General features: G+C 69.3%; 14 protein-coding genes. 10 read left to right on the top strand and 4 right to left on the bottom strand.

Annotated elements, in window-relative coordinates:
- Positions 1-53: 53 nt before the first annotated feature.
- The 4 genes from glcF to HNP48_RS00585 all read left to right on the top strand — a co-directional run bounded on the left by glcF (position 54) and on the right by HNP48_RS00585 (position 3,905).
- Positions 54-1,304 carry a glycolate oxidase subunit GlcF gene (gene glcF, locus HNP48_RS00600; RefSeq protein ID WP_184854916.1) on the top strand — a complete coding sequence of 417 codons (1,251 nt, stop codon included), beginning with the start codon at positions 54-56 and terminating at the stop codon, positions 1,302-1,304.
- Positions 1,305-1,372: 68 nt separating this feature from the next.
- The gene (locus HNP48_RS00595) at positions 1,373-2,299 is read left to right on the top strand and encodes a ProQ/FINO family protein (RefSeq protein WP_184855627.1); all 927 of its coding nucleotides are present in this window, start codon (positions 1,373-1,375) and stop codon (positions 2,297-2,299) included.
- Positions 2,300-2,497: 198 nt separating this feature from the next.
- Complete coding sequence (locus tag HNP48_RS00590; RefSeq protein ID WP_184854915.1) at positions 2,498-2,962, top strand: GyrI-like domain-containing protein; 465 nt, start codon at positions 2,498-2,500, stop codon at positions 2,960-2,962.
- Between the two features lie 202 nt (positions 2,963-3,164).
- Positions 3,165-3,905: a YafY family protein gene (locus tag HNP48_RS00585; protein WP_184854914.1), complete on the top strand. Its 741-nt coding sequence runs from the start codon at positions 3,165-3,167 to the stop codon at positions 3,903-3,905.
- Between the two features lie 10 nt (positions 3,906-3,915).
- On the opposite strand, the gene HNP48_RS00580 is transcribed toward HNP48_RS00585, so the two are convergent.
- Positions 3,916-4,824, bottom strand: coding sequence for a LysR family transcriptional regulator (locus HNP48_RS00580; RefSeq protein WP_184854913.1), 909 nt, complete (start codon positions 4,822-4,824; stop codon positions 3,916-3,918).
- A gap of 140 nt (positions 4,825-4,964) precedes the next feature.
- On the opposite strand from HNP48_RS00580, the gene HNP48_RS00575 reads away from it, so the two are divergent.
- Complete coding sequence (locus HNP48_RS00575; protein WP_184854912.1) at positions 4,965-5,342, top strand: cupin domain-containing protein; 378 nt, start codon at positions 4,965-4,967, stop codon at positions 5,340-5,342.
- A 12-nt stretch (positions 5,343-5,354) separates the two neighbouring features.
- On the opposite strand, the gene HNP48_RS00570 is transcribed toward HNP48_RS00575, so the two are convergent.
- Positions 5,355-6,269 carry a LytTR family DNA-binding domain-containing protein gene (locus HNP48_RS00570; RefSeq protein WP_184854911.1) on the bottom strand — a complete coding sequence of 305 codons (915 nt, stop codon included), beginning with the start codon at positions 6,267-6,269 and terminating at the stop codon, positions 5,355-5,357.
- A gap of 142 nt (positions 6,270-6,411) precedes the next feature.
- On the opposite strand from HNP48_RS00570, the gene HNP48_RS00565 reads away from it, so the two are divergent.
- Entirely contained in the window at positions 6,412-7,629 is a 1,218-nt protein-coding gene (locus HNP48_RS00565; protein ID WP_184854910.1) for an acyltransferase family protein, read from the top strand.
- A 16-nt stretch (positions 7,630-7,645) separates the two neighbouring features.
- A complete protein-coding gene (locus tag HNP48_RS00560; RefSeq protein WP_184854909.1) occupies positions 7,646-8,122 on the top strand; it encodes a GNAT family N-acetyltransferase in 477 nt (158 codons plus the stop codon).
- Positions 8,123-8,135: 13 nt separating this feature from the next.
- On the opposite strand, the gene HNP48_RS00555 is transcribed toward HNP48_RS00560, so the two are convergent.
- The gene (locus HNP48_RS00555) at positions 8,136-8,621 is read right to left on the bottom strand and encodes a glutathione peroxidase (RefSeq protein WP_184854908.1); all 486 of its coding nucleotides are present in this window, start codon (positions 8,619-8,621) and stop codon (positions 8,136-8,138) included.
- A 185-nt stretch (positions 8,622-8,806) separates the two neighbouring features.
- Entirely contained in the window at positions 8,807-10,111 is a 1,305-nt protein-coding gene (gene lplT / locus HNP48_RS00550) for a lysophospholipid transporter LplT (RefSeq protein WP_184854907.1), read from the bottom strand.
- A gap of 134 nt (positions 10,112-10,245) precedes the next feature.
- Between lplT and alr the strand changes: the two genes are divergently transcribed.
- The 3 genes from alr (at position 10,246) to HNP48_RS00535 (ending at position 13,893) form a co-directional block, all read left to right on the top strand.
- Positions 10,246-11,352, top strand: coding sequence for an alanine racemase (gene alr, locus HNP48_RS00545; protein ID WP_184854906.1), 1,107 nt, complete (start codon positions 10,246-10,248; stop codon positions 11,350-11,352).
- A gap of 100 nt (positions 11,353-11,452) precedes the next feature.
- Positions 11,453-12,316: a hypothetical protein gene (locus HNP48_RS00540; RefSeq protein WP_184854905.1), complete on the top strand. Its 864-nt coding sequence runs from the start codon at positions 11,453-11,455 to the stop codon at positions 12,314-12,316.
- A 47-nt stretch (positions 12,317-12,363) separates the two neighbouring features.
- Positions 12,364-13,893: an FAD-dependent monooxygenase gene (locus HNP48_RS00535; RefSeq protein WP_184854904.1), complete on the top strand. Its 1,530-nt coding sequence runs from the start codon at positions 12,364-12,366 to the stop codon at positions 13,891-13,893.
- Positions 13,894-15,354: the final 1,461 nt, after the last annotated feature.

Below are 15,354 nucleotides of genomic sequence, written 5' to 3'. Positions count from 1 at the left end.
CGCGCCGCTCTGCCGGCCACGGCCGATACCCCTTCAACTGCCAGGCATGCACCATGCAAACCCAACTCTCCCCTGAATACCGCGCCCGCGCCGATGGCCAGCAGGCCGAGGCCATTTTGCGCAAGTGCGTGCACTGCGGCTTCTGCACGGCCACTTGCCCCACCTACCAGTTGCTGGGCGACGAGCTCGATGGCCCGCGCGGCCGCATCTACCTGATCAAGCAGGTGCTCGAAGGCCAGGCGCCCACGCGCGCCACCCAGATGCACCTGGACCGCTGCCTGACCTGCCGCAACTGCGAGAGCACCTGCCCGAGCGGCGTGCAGTACGGCCATCTGGTGGACATCGGGCGCAAGATCGTGGACGAGAAGGTGCCGCGCCCTGCCGGCGAAAAGGCCCTGCGCTGGGCGCTCAAGGAAGGGCTGCCCTCGCCGCTGTTCGCCCCGGCGATGAAGGCCGGCCAGATGGTGCGCGGCCTGCTGCCCAAGGCCTTGCAGGCCAAGGTGCCGGCCCCGCGCGATGCCGGTGCCTGGCCCACACGCGAACACGCGCGCAAGGTGCTCATGCTGGCCGGCTGTGTGCAGCCCGCGATGATGCCCGGCATCAACACCGCCACGGCGCGCGTGCTCGACGCCGCGGGCATAGAGACCCTGGTGGCGCCCAAGGCGGGCTGCTGCGGCGCAGTCAAGTTCCACCTCAACGACCAGGAGGGCGGCAAGGCCCAGATGCGCGCCAACATCGATGCCTGGTGGCCGCTGGTCGAGGCGGGCGGTGTGGAGTGCATCGTCATGAATGCCTCGGGCTGCGGCGTCACGGTCAAGGAATACGGCCATATCCTGCAGGACGATGCGCAGTACGCGGCCAAGGCGGCACGCATCAGCGCACTCACGCGCGACCTGTCCGAGCTGCTGCCGGACCTGCTGCCCGAACTGGCCGAGCGCCTGGCCGGGCGCGTCCGGCCGCAGACCAACGTGCAGTACGCCTACCACCCGCCCTGCACGCTGCAGCATGGGCAGAAGCTGCGCGGCGGGGTCGAGACGCACCTCGCCAAGCTGGGTTTCACGCTGCGCGTGGCGCGCAACGAGTCGCACCTGTGCTGCGGCTCGGCTGGCACCTATTCGGTACTCAACCCAGGGCTGTCGTACCAGTTGCGCGACCGCAAGCTCGGCGCCTTGGGTGAGGCCTTGGGCGAGCAGCCGCCCGCGGCCATCCTCTCAGCCAACATCGGCTGCATCACGCACCTGCAAAGCGGCACGGCCACGCCTGTGCGCCACTGGATCGAGGTGCTGGATGAGGCTTTGGCCTGATTTTTAGGCTTTCCAGCCCAAGGCTGGCATGATTGAGGGTTTTCTTGCCCCCCCTTCCTCGCTACGCCATGACCGACAACGTGCCAGAACAAGAACAGAAGATCGCCGCGCCCGCCGCCGCTGCCCCCACGGCGGACCAGGCCGCATCGCCTGCCTCCGCCGTGGCTTCGGCCGGAGCCGAGGGCGGGGATTCGCCAGCCCAGGCGCCTGCCAGCAAGAGCCGGCGCAGCCGCGGAGGCCGTGGCGGCCGCGGTGGCAAGCACGATGGCGGCAACCCGCGCCCGCATGACACCGCTGCGCCCGAGGTGAAGGGGGCCGCCGCGGCCCCTGCCGGCGCCCAGCGCACGCCACCGCGCACCCACCCTGTGCTGGAGCAACTGGCGGGCCTGTACCCGCAGCTTTTCGGCGCGGTGTTCCGCCCGCTCAAGCGCGGCATCTTCCAGGACCTGCAGGCGGCCCACCCCGAGCTGTTCGAGCGCGAGGCGCTCAAGGCAGCTCTGGGCATCCACACCCGTTCCACCCGCTACCTGCAGAGCGTGGCCGCGGGCGACAAGCGCCACGACCTCGCGGGCAAGCCGGTGGAAGCCATGGCGCCCGAGCATGTGCACCACGCGCTGCTGGAGGTCTACCGCCGCCGCAAGAACAGCAAGGCGCGCGCCGGCGAAGACCTGCTGCCCAAGCTGCGCAACCGCCTGGTCCAGGCCTTCGAGGCCTCGGGCCTCACGCGCGAGGCCTACACCGAGCTGGTGACGGGCCGCGATGACGAGGCCAATACCCTGCTCGAAGAGGCCTTTGCCGAATGGGCCATGCGCAACGCCCGCGACGAAGCCCTGCTGCGCGCCTTCGAGGCCAGCGGCCAGACCCTGGAGGCTTTCGCCGACATGTACGGCATGGCTGCGCGCGCAGCCGGCCAGACGCTGGAGCGCGCACGCCGTTATCGCAGTGTGGTGGCCGCGGCTGCCACCGCCGCAGCGACCACCGCCCCTGCGGCCTGAGCCGCTGCACAGGCTCCTTCCCTTGGGGGCGGCTGCTGACAAGGCCTTGGCAGCAGCCCCGCCTTCGGGCGGGATGGCGGCCTCTCTTTCCCCTGGTTGCAATTTGCCGTGCGCCGCGCCATCCTGCTGACACAAGGTTGTCAGCAGGGGGCCGGCACCATCACGGCTCCTGACAAACCCAGAGAGAGAGAGAACCGCATGCCACCCGTTTCTGAAAAGATCCCTGCCTTTCGCGTTGCCGGCATCGCCGTGCGCACCCGCAACAGCGAAGAGATGAACCCCGAGACCGCGCGCATCGGCGGCCTGTGGGACCGCTTCTTCAGCGAAAGCTGGGAGCACAAGTTGCCCAAGCCGGGCGCCGACGGCCGCATCTTCGGCGTCTACAGCGCTTACGAGTCCAACGAGCATGGCGCCTTCGACGTCACGGCCGGTGTGGACGCGCCCGCGGGCGCAGAGATCGTGGGCGGTGCCACCACGGTGGAGATCGAGGCGGGCGACTACCTGGTGTTCCACGGACAGGGCGCCATGCCGCAGATGGTGATCGATGCCTGGGGCCAGGTGTGGCGCTACTTCGCCGAGAACCCGCAGATCAAGCGCCGCTTCGCCACGGACTTCGAGGCTTACCCGGGCCCTGACCGCGTCGCCATCCACATCGGTATTTGAGATGACACCCCCTGAGTCGCTTCGCGCCTTCACCCCTCTCTCATATTGCTTCGCAATCTGGGAGGGGGACGCCCCCGGTGCGGCGGGGCGGCCCTTGCACGGGGGCACTGGCTTTGGCTGCGCCAGTCTCATACCCGCGCGCGCAGCACCGTGGATAGCTGATATGCGATCACTGCCCAACGCCTTGATGGCTTTTTAATCTATGCGCCGCGCAGACCGCCTGTTCCAGATCGTCCAACTCATCCGTGGGCGGCGCCTGTCCACCGCCGCCTTCCTGGCCGAGCGGCTGGAGGTGTCGCAGCGCACCATCTACCGCGATGTGGCCGACCTGCAGCACCAGGGCGTGCCCATCGATGGCGAGGCCGGTGTCGGTTACCGCCTGGGCGCAGGCTTTGACCTGCCGCCGCTGATGTTCAGCCAGGGCGAGGCCAATGCCCTCGTTGCAGCTGCGCGGCTGGCGCAGGCATGGCTCGACGCCGGGCTGGCACGCGAGGTCGAAGGGGCGCTCGGCAAGATCCTCTCGGTGCTGCCGCCCGAGGCGCGCGTGGCGGCCGAAGCGCAGGCGCTCTACGCTCCTTCGGTGGGCCTGGGGCCGCGCTCCCAGGCCACGCTGCAGACCCTGCGCGAAGCGGTGCACAGCTGCCATGTGGTGCAGATCGACTATGCCGACGTGCAGGGCCGGCCCAGCGTGCGCCGCCTGCGCCCCTTGGGCTGCTTCTATTGGGGCAAGGTCTGGACGCTGTCGGCCTGGTGCGAGCTGCGCAACGATTTTCGCGGTTTCCGCATCGATCGCATCGCCACCCTCACCGTGCTGCCCGAGCGCTTCCGCCAGGAGCCCGGCAAGACCCTGGCCGACATGCTGCGCCAGATCGAGGCCGAGATGGAATCGCGGCCGCCAGAATGGCCGCCCGCCTGCGCTCCCGCACCTGCGGGCACGGATTGAGCCTGTCCGCTCACACGTCGGCGGCGGGCAGGCGCTGCCGCAGTGCCTGCAGCATGTCGATGGCGGCGCGCACCCGCGCGGGCAGCAGCCGCCCGGAGGGGTAGACGATGTGGATGGGCATGGCGGGTGGCCGCAGGTCGGGCAGCACCTCCTGCAGTTCGCCCCTGGCCATCGATGCCTGCACCAGCATGTCGGGCACCTGGCACAGGCCCATGCCCAGCCGCATGGCCTCCAGCAGGCCTTCGGTCTCGCTCATGCGCACATGCGGGTGGGGGGTGTACTCCAACGCCTGTCCCTGCTGCTGGAACTGCCAGCTGCGGTCGCGGCCTGTGTTGGGCAGGCGAAACACCACGGTGGCGTGCGCGGCCAGGTCATCGATGCACCGGGGCGTGCCGTGTGCAGCCAGGTAGGCGGGGCTGGCGCACAGCATCAGTTGCTGCCGGTCCACCCGCTGCGCCACCAGGGTCGAGTCCTTGAGCGCGCCGATGCGCACGGCCAGGTCGATGCCGCTGCGCACCAGATCCACCTGCAGGTCGGTGAGGCTGATGTCCATCTCCAGCTGGGGATGCTGGCGGCGCAGTGCTGCCAGCAGGGGCAGCACAAAGTGCTTGCCGTAGAACACCGGCAGGTCGATGCGCAGGGTGCCCGAAAGCGTCTGGCGCGCACCCGAGGCGTCGGCCTGCAGATCCTCCAGCTCCGTCAGCACGCGCTGGCAGCGCTGGTACAGGCGCTCGCCATCGGGCGTGAGCGTGACCTGCCGCGTGGTGCGGTGGAACAGTTTGACCCCCAGGCCCTCTTCGAGCCGCTGCACCGACTTGGCCACGGTGGAGGGGGCCGCGCCCAGCTGCCGTGCGGCTGCGGCAAACCCGCCCTGTTTGGCGGTCTCGGCAAAGGCGACGAACTGCTGCAGGCCGGGCATGGGGGCTCCTTGTCTCGCCCTCGCGGCGTGATTGACGAAGAATTTTCGGCAATGTTAAGGCACTGGCGTGTCTTCTCGAAAGGTTGCGCGCTGGACACACTGCAGTTCTTCATTCACCCCCTTGGAAAGAGAGAGTCCCCATGCAAGTTCTTGCGCAAACCCACCCCGAGCCCACCCCCATCCCTGGCGTGGCCCATGCCACCTGGGCCGGATCGGACACGGGGCTGGCCCAGTTGTCGGTATGGCGACAACGCCTGGAGCCCGGTGCCGCCACGCCGCCGCACCAGCACGGCTGCGACGAGGTCGTGCTGTGCCTGAGCGGCTGGGGCGAGGTCCACACCCATGGCCGGGTGCACCGTTTCGGGCCCGAATCGGTGGTGGCGCTGCCGCGCGACCAGGTGCACCAGCTGTTCAGCGTGGGGGCGGTGCCGCTCGAAGTCATCGGCATCTTTGCGGGCACGCCGGTGGACACCCGGCTGCCCGACGGGGAGGCCCTGGAACTGCCCTGGCGCTCGTGACGGCACAGCCTCCTATGCCAGGGCGTCCCGGTAGCGCCGGCTGCAGGGCACGGTGCTGCCGTCCTTCATGCGCAGGCGCGCATCGCCGCTGTCCAGCGGCTCGATTTCGGCCACGGCGTCCAGGTTCACGGCATAGCTGCGGTGCACGCGCACAAAGCGCGCCGGGTCCAGCTGGGTGAGAAAGTCCGTAAGGGTCGAGCGCACCAGGTAGTCGTGCCCGTTGACATGCAGGCCCACGTAGTTGGCCTCGGCCTGCAGCCAGGCGATGTCGTTGGCAGCGATCAGGAACTCGCGGCGCAGCTTGCGCACCAGAAAGCGCTCGGGTCGCGGCACCGCGGCGGGTGGGGGGGACGGCTCTGCGGATTCCACTGCTGGGGTGGCGGGCACCTCCTGCAGGGGCGAGGGCTCGGGCGTGTCCAGCACCCGGGCCTCGCCCTGCAGGCGCAGCAGCACGAAGCGGTAGCTCACCAAGGCGCACACGATGAGTGCATAGGTGCGCACGTCCTTGAGGTACTCGTACCCCCATTGCGCCCACCAGGGGCCGTTCAGCCGGTATTCGGCGCCCAGCGCGGCGTAGGCGATATGCCGCAGCGCGATCATGGCCGCCAGGTGAACGGTGCAATACACCAGGCTGCCCAGCACATGCCAGGGCAGGTGGCGGCGCAGCGTGTCCCAGTGCAGGGGAAAGCGGCGCTCGAAGGCGACGATGGCCGGGATCAGCAGGCCCACCACCAGCACGCTGGACAACTCCCACAGCGCCGGCTCCCAAGCGGCCACCGGCCGGCCCGCGGAGCGCAGGTCGATCAAGGTCACCACGCTGTTGAAGGCCGCCTGGACCAGCAGTACCGTGGCCCAGAAGCCGATTTCGGCGCGGCGGCGCAGCGGGCGGTAGCGTTCGGGCCAGGGCAGGGTGGGCGGGGACGACATGCCCCCAGTGTAGGCAAGGGCCTGGATCGGGTTGGAAAACGGGCCCGATCTTCGTCCCTGCCGGCCACCGCCCATCCCAAAGTGCATGGGTCCCCGTCCCGCAGGGGGCAGGGCACAGGCCTTGCGGCGCGAGCATGGGGGCATGACCGATCCCCACCACCTTCCCTCCGCGGCCCCGCGCCGCCATGACATCGATGCCTTGCGCGCCCTCGCTTTCGCCCTGGTCATCGTCTACCACGTGGCCATGTACTACGTGGCCGACTGGCACTGGCACCTCAAGAGCCCGCATGCGGCCGAATGGCTGCAGGCGCCCATGCGGGCGCTCAATCTCTGGCGCATGGACCTGGTGTTCCTGGTGTCCGGGCTGGCGTTCGGACTGGTGCGCGGCCGCAAGACCGTGCCGGGGCTGGTCCGGCTGCGCAGTTGGCGCCTGCTGCTGCCGCTGGTGTTCGGCATGGCCATCGTGGTGCCCTACCAGCCTTATGCGCAGGGCGTTGCCAACGGGTTGATCGCACCGGGCTTCGGGGCCTTTCTGCTCCGCTATTTCGGCGCAGGAGGTGGCTGGCCGGCGGGTGCCTTCGATGGCTGGGAGGTGGGCGTGACCTGGAACCACCTGTGGTACCTGGCCTACCTGTGGGCCTACACGGTGGTGTTGGCGCTGCTGTTGCCCGGGCTGGAGTCGGCCAGGGGGCAGCGGCTGCGTGCGGCCTTTACCGGCCTGCGGGGCGCCGCGCTGTTCCTGCTGCCCGTGCTGCCCCTGGTGCTGTACTCGCTGCTGCTGTGGCGCCACTTCCCGCCCACGCACGACCTCATCCACGATGCCTGGCTGCATGCGGTGTACTTCACGCTGTTCCTGTACGGCTACTGGATCGGGCTCGATGCCGGCCTGTGGGCGGAGCTGGTACGTCTGCGCTGGCGCACTCTGGCGGGGGCGCTGCTCCTGCTGGCGCTGTTCATGCTCCTGCGGGGGCCTGCCGTGCAGAACGGCGGCTGGCTGGCACGCACCGCCGTGCGGGTGCTAGCCGACCTGTACCTGTGGGGCATGCTGCTGGCTCTCCTGGGCTGGGCCCACCACCGGCTCAACCGGCCCTGGCGCTGGCTGCCCTGGGCGCGTGAGGCCGTCTACCCCTGGTATGTGCTGCACCAGACGGCCATCATCGTGCTTGCGGTCGCCCTGGCGCGCTGGCCATTGGGCCCGGTGCTGGAACCGCTCGCCTTGCTGACCGGTACGGTACTGCTGTGCTGGGCACTGACGGGACTGGTGCGGCGCTCGCGCTGGCTGCGGCCGCTGTTCGGCCTGCCGCCGGCCGGAGCGGTGCGGGCCAAGGCGGCGCCAGGGGGGATACTGGCGGCCCGTTGACCGAGAAGATCCCCCCATGGAGACTGCCGCGCCCGTCTTGCCCGAGCCCTTGCCCCTGCGCCCCGCTGGGAGGGACGATGCCCCCGCACTGGCCGCGCTGTGGCGGCGTGCCTGGGCGTCGGCCAACCCCGCGGTGGCCGAGGTCGCGCCGCTGGCACATTGGCAGGGGCGGGTCCAGGGGGAGTTTTTCGGGCCACCATGCCTCACGCTGGTGGGCGAGCTGCAGGGGCGCATCGCCGCGTTCCTGGTGCTGGATACGGGCGCGGGCTACCTGCACCAGTTGTTCGTGGACCCTGAATTGCAGGGGCAGGGCATTGGCGCGGCCCTGGTCGCGCAGGTCAGCGCGCTGTGCCCGGCGGGCTGGTCGCTGCACGTGGCCAGCGGCAACCTGGGCGCACGCCGCTTCTATGCGCGCTGCGGCCTGCAGGAAGGCGCACCGGACCGCAACCCTGTCACAGGCCGCGAGCGTGTGCTCTGCCGCTGGCAGAGGTAGGTAGGCCGCAGGATCAGGCCAGCGCGGCCTCGATATCGCCTGCGAGCTTCTTGGGCGCATCCTGCGGGGCATAGCGGCGGATCACCTGGCCATCCTTGCCCACCAGGAATTTCGTGAAGTTCCACTTGATGGCCTTGCTGCCCAACAGGCCCGGGGCCTCGGCCGTGAGCCATTTGTAGAGGGGCGATGCATTGGCCCCATTGACGTCGATCTTGGCCATCATCGGAAAGCTCACGCCGTAGTTGAGCTGGCAGAAGCTTGCGATCTCGTCGTTGCTGCCCGGGTCCTGGCTGCCGAACTGGTTGCACGGAAAACCCAGCACCACCAGGCCCTTGCCGCCATACTCCTTGTGCAGCTCTTCCAGCCCCCCAAACTGCGGCGTGAACCCGCAGGCGCTGGCCGTGTTCACGATGAGCAGCACCTTGCCCCGGTACTGCGAGAGCGGCACGCTCTGCCCATTCATCTGCAGGGCTTCGAAATCGTAGATGGTCTCGGGCATCGGGGCTCCTCGGTGGATGAAGAAGCCATGGTAGCCGCTGCGCGGTTTGTCTGCCCGCCGGCTTCGGCCCTGGGCGTAATCTATGCAATGCGCGCGACCGAGGCCAGTGCCACCGTGCAAGGGCCGCCCCGCCGCACTGGTGGCGTCCCCCTCAGGGGGATGGCGCGCAGCGCCTCAGGGGGAGCCTAGTGGTGCGCATCCTGCCGCGCAATGTGCAGCAGGTGCTCGACCTCTTCGCGGTGGGTCACGCAGTTGTTCTGGTGCCAGCGGCGGATGATCCACATGATGCCCGCGACCACCAGGCCGAAGATGGTGATGGCGCCGAAGACCGACAGGCCGAACTTGAGCGACAGGCTGTAGAACGCGCCCAGCGCCAGGATGCAGGCCTGCTCGTTGAAGTTCTGCACGGCGATGGATCGGCCGGCGCCCATGAGGTTGTGGCCGCGGTGCTGCAGCAGCGCGTTCATGGGCACGACCAGGTAGCCGCCCAGGCCGCCGAGCAGGATCAGAAAGGGAATGGCCAGCCAGATGTTCTTGATGAAGACCATCAGTATCAGCAGCAGGCCCATGGCGATGCCCAGCGGGATGACCCGGGTGGCCATGTCCAGCCGCATGCGCATGGAGGCCACCACGGCGCCCACCGCGGTGCCGATGGCGACCACGCCCGTGAGGGCTGAGGCCTGGGTGGTGTTGTAGCCCAGGGCCACGCCGGCCCAGGCCAGCACGATGAACTTGAGGTTGCCGCCCGCACCCCAGAACAGGGTGGTGGTGGCCAACGAGATCTGGCCCAGCTTGTCGCGCCACAGGCGGTTGTTGCAGGCCCAGAAGTCGGGCAGCAGGGCCATGGTGTTGGCCAGCACGCTGCGCGAGGGGTCGGCGCGCAGGGGGCGCATCTCCACGCCGGTGTGCGGAATGCGGGTGTTGAACCAGGCCGCCAGTGCGTAGATCGCGATCAATCCGGCAATGGCCGCCTCGGCGGGCGTGTCCACGCCCGTATCGATCACCGGGAAATCGAAGCTCAGCATCATGCCCGAGACGTTGTGCCCGACGAGCTGGCCACCGAGCAGCACGCCAAGGATGATGGAGGCGATGGTCAACCCCTCGATCCAGCCATTGGCCTTGACCAGCTGGGAGGCGGGCAGCAGCTCGGTGAGGATGCCGTACTTGGCCGGCGAGTAGGCCGCGGCGCCCAGGCCCACCACCGCGTAGGCGATCAGCGGGTGCGAGCCAAAGAGCATCATCAGGCAGCCCAGCACCTTGATGGCATTGCTCACGAACATCACCCGCCCTTTGGGCAGGGCGTCGGCAAAGGCCCCCACGAAAGGCGCCAGAACGACATAGAACAGCGCGAACATGGGCACCAGCGCGGCGCGCTGCCATTCGGGCGCACCCTCAGAACGAAGGAGTTCGACCGCTGCCACGAAGAGTGCGTTGTCGGCCAGCGAGCTGAAAAACTGCGCCGACATGATGGTGTAGAAACCGCGCTTCATCGAATGGCTGGTGCTGCATCAGGCGAACTGATGCCCTGTTAAATATGGGGAGCCGGGTGGCCGACAGATGGTTATATCACGTGGGTAAACGGTCACGGTGCCAGAATCCAGGGCATCCCACCCGGTCAAACCCCATGCCACGCCCGATACACGCCACCATCCATACCGCCGCCCTGCACCACAACCTGGAGCGCGTGCGCAAGAGCGTGCCCGATGCCAAGGTCTGGGCCGTGGTCAAGGCCAATGCCTATGGCCATGGCATCGAGCGTGCCTACGAAGGCCTGCGCGGCGCCGATGGCTTTGCCATGATCGATCTGGCCGAGGCCGAGCGCGTGCGCCAGCTGGGCTGGCGCGGCCCCATCCTGCTGCTTGAAGGGGTGTTCGAGGCGCGCGACCTGGAGCTGTGCTCGCGCCTGGGGCTGTGGCATGCCGTGCACTGCGACGAACAGATCGACATGCTGGCCGCGCACAAGACCCAGGTGCCGCACCGCGTGTTCCTGAAAATGAACTCGGGCATGAACCGCCTGGGCTTCACACCCCAGCGCTACCGTGCGGCCTGGGCCCGGCTCAATGCCCTGCCGCAGGTGGACGAGATCTCGTTCATGACCCACTTCAGCGATGCCGACGGCCCGCGCGGCATTGCCCACCAGATGGCGGCGTTCAACGAGGCCACGGCCGATCTGCCAGGTGAGCGCACACTCTCCAACAGCGCCGCCACCTTGCGCCACAGCAGCGATGCGGCCGTGCGCGGCGACTGGGTGCGTGCCGGCATCGTGCTCTACGGCAATGCCCCCGACCACCCGGAAAACACCGCCGGCCACTGGGGGCTGGCGCCCACCATGACCTTGGCGACCAAGCTGCTGGCCGTGCAGCAATTGCAGGCGGGCGACACGGTGGGCTATGGTTCGAATTTCGTCGCCGATGGGCCGCTCACCATCGGGGTGGCGGCCTGCGGCTATGGCGACGGCTACCCGCGCCACTGCCCCACCGGCACGCCGGTGCTGGTCAACGGGGTGCGCACGCGCCTGGTGGGCCGGGTGAGCATGGACATGGTCACCGTCGACCTCACGCCGCTGCTGCAGGCGGGCATGGAGGTCGGCTTTGGCAGCGAGGTCACGCTCTGGGGCCGCGCCAGCAACGGGGCGGTGCTGACCATCGACGAGGTGGCCGAGCCGGCGGGCACCGTGTCCTGGGAGCTGATGTGTGCGCTGGCGCAGCGCGTACCTGTCACGGTGGAGTAGTGAGCATCTTGTCACGGTTCGCCCGACGGGCCTTGCCGTGAACCGGGCCTGATCGGGTACGCTGCGCGCCTGACCATCCGCCCTGACAGGAGTGCAGCCCATGGCCGACAAGCGCAGCGCCCGCAAAAAGAACTCGAACTGGCGCTCCGTGCGCATGCAGCCCCGGCACCACCTGGCGGACAGCCTGCAGCAGCGCTACAGCCTGCGCCTGCACGGATTTCTGATCGGCGGCTTTGTGCTGATCCTGATGTGGTGCGCCTCTTATGTGCAGATGCGCATGGGCATGGAGACCCTGGCGTGGCGCTACCTGGTCACCCTGTCGGTTGGCTACGTCGGCTACCTGCTGGTGCTGCGCCTGTGGGCGGCGCGCCTGGTGCAACGGGATGAGGACGATTCGGACAGCGGTGCGGGCGATGCGATCGAGGCCGCCGGGGACGTGGCGGACATCGCGATCGATGCGGTCTCATGGCGCGGCGGCAGCGGGCCGAGCATGCCCATGCCGCGCTCGGGCGGTACAGTCCACACCAGTGGCGGCTCGGGCGACTTCGGCTCCGCCCTGTCGGATGCGGGTTCCGGCCTGGGCGACCTGGCCAGCGGCGCGGCCGATGCCGTGTCGGGCGCCGACGAGGGCGCCGTGGTCGTGATCCCCATCGTGGCCATCTTCCTCATTGGTTCGGCCATCGTGTTCGGGGCGGGCGCGCTGGCCATGCTGTTCTTCGGCTGGGACGTGTTGCTCACCGTGGCGGTGGAGCTGGCCTTCTCGGTGGTGACGGCGCGCGCCGCCATGGGGGTGGAGCGCGAGGGCTGGCTCAGTGCCGCCGTGCGCCTGACCTGGAAGCCCATGCTGGGCGCCGTGGTGTGCGCCGTGGCCCTGGGCGCGGCCATCGACCATTTCCTGCCCCATGTGAATTCGCTGCCCGAGGCCGTGCGGGCGCTGCAATCGTCGGTATCGAAAGCGCCTTAGGCGCATTGCGCGGCAAGGCCGCAAGCCACTGGAGAGGACAGACCACCATGCCCCATGCACCCGTTCTCATCGTGGGCGCCGGCCCCACTGGCCTGGTGCTGGCCCTGTGGCTCACACGCCAGGGCGTGCCGGTGCGCATCATCGACAAGGCGGCCGGGCCTGGCACGGCATCGCGCGCCATGGCCGTGCAGGCGCGCACGCTGGAGCTGTACCGCCAGCTCGACCTGGCCGACGCGGTGGTGGCCAGCGGCCACACCATCCCGGCCATCCACCTCTGGACCACAGGCCAGCGGCGCGCCACGCTGTCCTTCGGCTCGGCAGGCCAGGATCTCACGCCCTACGCCTTCTTGCTGGTCTACCCCCAGGACCAGCACGAGCGGCTGCTGGTGGCACGCCTGCAGGCCCTGGGGGTCGGGGTGGAGTGGCGCACCGAGTGCCTGGGTTTCGAGGACCAGGGCGAGCGCATCGTCGCGCAACTGCGCCTGCCCGATGGCAGCGAGCAGGCTTGCGCAGCCCCCTACCTGGCCGGCTGCGACGGTGCCCGTTCGGTGGTGCGCCACCAGATCGGCGCGGGTTTCCCGGGCGGCACCTACGACAAGATCTTCTACGTGGCCGATGTCGATGCCCGCGGGCCAGCAGCGACCAACGGGCAGGCGCACATCGCGCTGGACCATGCAGATTTCGCGGCCTGGCTGCCCTACGACAACCAGGGGCGCGGCCGGCTGATCGGCGTGGTGGGCGATGAACGGGCGCAGCGGGCCGAATCCCTGGCCTTCGACGACGTGGGCCACAGCGCCATTGCGAGCGTGGGGCTCCAGGTGCGGGCGGTGCATTGGTTCTCGACCTACCGTGTGCACCACCGCGTCACGGACCACTACCGCCGGGGCCGTGCCTTCCTGGTGGGCGACGCCGCCCACGTGCACAGCCCGGCCGGCGGGCAGGGCATGAACACGGGCATTGGCGATGCCATCAACCTCGCCTGGAAGCTGGCCGCCGTGCTGCAGCACGGCGCTCCCGATGCACTGCTGGACAGCTACGAGGCCGAACGGCGTGCTTTTGCACTGAAGCTGGTGGAAACCACCGATAGGCTGTTCAGCTTTGTCACGGCCGACGGCAGCTTTGCCGATTTCATGCGCACGCGCATCGCTCCGTTGCTGGTGCCGCTGGCCTCTGGCGCGGGTGCCGTGCGCGAGTATGCCTTCCGCATGGTCTCGCAGACGATGATCAGCTACCACGACGGCCCCCTGGCTGCAGGCCAGGCCGGCGCGGTGCGGAGCGGCGACCGCCTGCCCTGGGTGCGCACGGCCGACAACCACGGCCCCCTGGCCGATATCGCCTGGCAGGTGCATGTCTATGGCGATGCACCGGGCGAGCTCGCCGCCTGGTGCACCTCGCAAGGCATCGCGCTGCACCGGTTTCCGTTTGGCCCGGCGCACGAAGCCGTGGGCCTGGCGCGTGGTGCCGCTTACCTTCTGCGCCCCGACAGCTATGTGGCCTGCGCCGACCCGCAGGCGCGCTGCGCGGTGCTGCAGGCCTACCTGGAGCGCCATTTGGGCGCTGGCACGCGCCGCAGCTGAGGGCCCTGGTACCGGGTCTTTCGTGACCCGTCGCCCATGAAAAAAAGCGGGGTGCGCCACTCGGTGGCGCACCCCGCTCCGTGCGGGACCTGTGTTTCGGTTCAGCGTGCCGTCACGGCAAATCCCTGTACCAGTCCGCCGGGGTAGCGCACAAAGAGCTTGGCGCCCTCGAACCACCAGTTGCTGTTGGCAGGTCCGGTGCCCGCAGGCAGCAGCGCCAGATCGGGAACCAGCAGGAAGCGCTGGCTGCCAAGCGCCAGCTCGGTCTGCAGATCCAGGCCAGTACGCACGGTGGTGGTGGAGCCCAGGAGCGACTGCAGCAGGCTGGTCAAGCCTTCGTAGTCGGCCACATCGCCCTGCAGGGCCTGGCTCACACCGTTCGCATCCGTGAAGACCAGGCCCGCCGAGTTGCTGAAGACAAAGCCCGGGGCATTGCCCGTGCGGCCCATCGGCAGCCACTGCGGACGCAGGTGGAAGACGGTGGTGCCCAGGGAGACGCGCAGTGCGCCATTGGGCTGCAGCACCGTGGTGGCACCCAGGCCCGTCAGGGCCTGGCCCATGGCGGCCAGCGACTGCAGGGCCGGACCGAAGCGGGTCACCAGGCCTGCCGTGGCCACCTCGATGCTGCCGTCGTCCGCTACGGTGACGCCATCCGCGCGGCCAGGTACCACGCGCACTTCCAGCGGCACCACGGGGAAGCTCGCGCCGCCCAGGGTCCAGGTGATGCTGCCGTTGGTGGCTTGTGCACTGCCGGTGATGCCGACGGTGCGCAGGCCTGCGTTCACCAGGGTTTCCAGCGGCGTGCTGCCACCGGTGCGTGTCGGCACACCTGCCAGGCGCACGAAGCCCACGTTGGCGTTGATGCCGGCAGGCAGGTCGCCGCGCTGCACGGGGTCGCCCAGGCCAGTGCCGGCCACGGTGCCCAGGCGCACGCTCTGCACCTTGCCCGTGCCATCAAGGCGCGCCACTTCACCGCTGAGCACCGTCACGCTCGCGGCACCGTTGGTGGCTGGTGGCAGCGCCACGCGGCCGGTGCCCACGAACACGCTCCACGATTGCGGCGTGCCTGCGGCAGCGCGCGGGGTGGTGACCAGCGTGACCGAGACCACGCCGTCGCCCTGGGCCGTCAGCGGCAGGTTGCCCGTGGTGGTGGACAGCAGGGCCACCACCGTGCCCTGGCTCACCGTGCCGCTGAGCGTCACCTGCGAGTCGCCCGAGGTCGATGGGTTGAGCACCAGGGCGACCTGGGGCTGGCCATTGGCACCGGTCAGCGTGACCACGCTCAGCACCGTGGCGGTGTTGGGCTGGGGCTGGATGCTGAAGGTCTGGCCACCGATCACCAGGGTCACGGGCGCCGGAGTCCCGCCGCTGCTCGTCGGGGGCAGGGTGATGGTGGAGCCGCCCGACTGCGGGTTGAGCGTGATCGTGCTGCCCGGGGACGCCGTGACCTGCACGCTGCCG

Source organism: Acidovorax soli, assembly GCF_014207955.1.
Taxonomy (GTDB): Bacteria; Pseudomonadota; Gammaproteobacteria; order Burkholderiales; family Burkholderiaceae_C; genus Acidovorax; species Acidovorax soli_A.
This window is presented reverse-complemented; position numbering and strand designations above follow the sequence as displayed.

Bases quoted from the DNA above. Each gene is read 5' to 3' on its own strand.
- glcF (WP_184854916.1), top strand. From the start codon at position 54: ATGCAAACCCAACTCTCCCCTGAATACCGCGCCCGCGCCGATGGCCAG.
- HNP48_RS00595 (WP_184855627.1), top strand. From the start codon at position 1,373: ATGACCGACAACGTGCCAGAACAAGAACAGAAGATCGCCGCGCCCGCC.
- HNP48_RS00590 (WP_184854915.1), top strand. From the start codon at position 2,498: ATGCCACCCGTTTCTGAAAAGATCCCTGCCTTTCGCGTTGCCGGCATC.
- HNP48_RS00585 (WP_184854914.1), top strand. From the start codon at position 3,165: ATGCGCCGCGCAGACCGCCTGTTCCAGATCGTCCAACTCATCCGTGGG.
- HNP48_RS00580 (WP_184854913.1), bottom strand. From the start codon at position 4,824: ATGCCCGGCCTGCAGCAGTTCGTCGCCTTTGCCGAGACCGCCAAACAG.
- HNP48_RS00575 (WP_184854912.1), top strand. From the start codon at position 4,965: ATGCAAGTTCTTGCGCAAACCCACCCCGAGCCCACCCCCATCCCTGGC.
- HNP48_RS00570 (WP_184854911.1), bottom strand. From the start codon at position 6,269: ATGTCGTCCCCGCCCACCCTGCCCTGGCCCGAACGCTACCGCCCGCTG.
- HNP48_RS00565 (WP_184854910.1), top strand. From the start codon at position 6,412: ATGACCGATCCCCACCACCTTCCCTCCGCGGCCCCGCGCCGCCATGAC.
- HNP48_RS00560 (WP_184854909.1), top strand. From the start codon at position 7,646: ATGGAGACTGCCGCGCCCGTCTTGCCCGAGCCCTTGCCCCTGCGCCCC.
- HNP48_RS00555 (WP_184854908.1), bottom strand. From the start codon at position 8,621: ATGCCCGAGACCATCTACGATTTCGAAGCCCTGCAGATGAATGGGCAG.
- lplT (WP_184854907.1), bottom strand. From the start codon at position 10,111: ATGAAGCGCGGTTTCTACACCATCATGTCGGCGCAGTTTTTCAGCTCG.
- alr (WP_184854906.1), top strand. From the start codon at position 10,246: ATGCCACGCCCGATACACGCCACCATCCATACCGCCGCCCTGCACCAC.
- HNP48_RS00540 (WP_184854905.1), top strand. From the start codon at position 11,453: ATGGCCGACAAGCGCAGCGCCCGCAAAAAGAACTCGAACTGGCGCTCC.
- HNP48_RS00535 (WP_184854904.1), top strand. From the start codon at position 12,364: ATGCCCCATGCACCCGTTCTCATCGTGGGCGCCGGCCCCACTGGCCTG.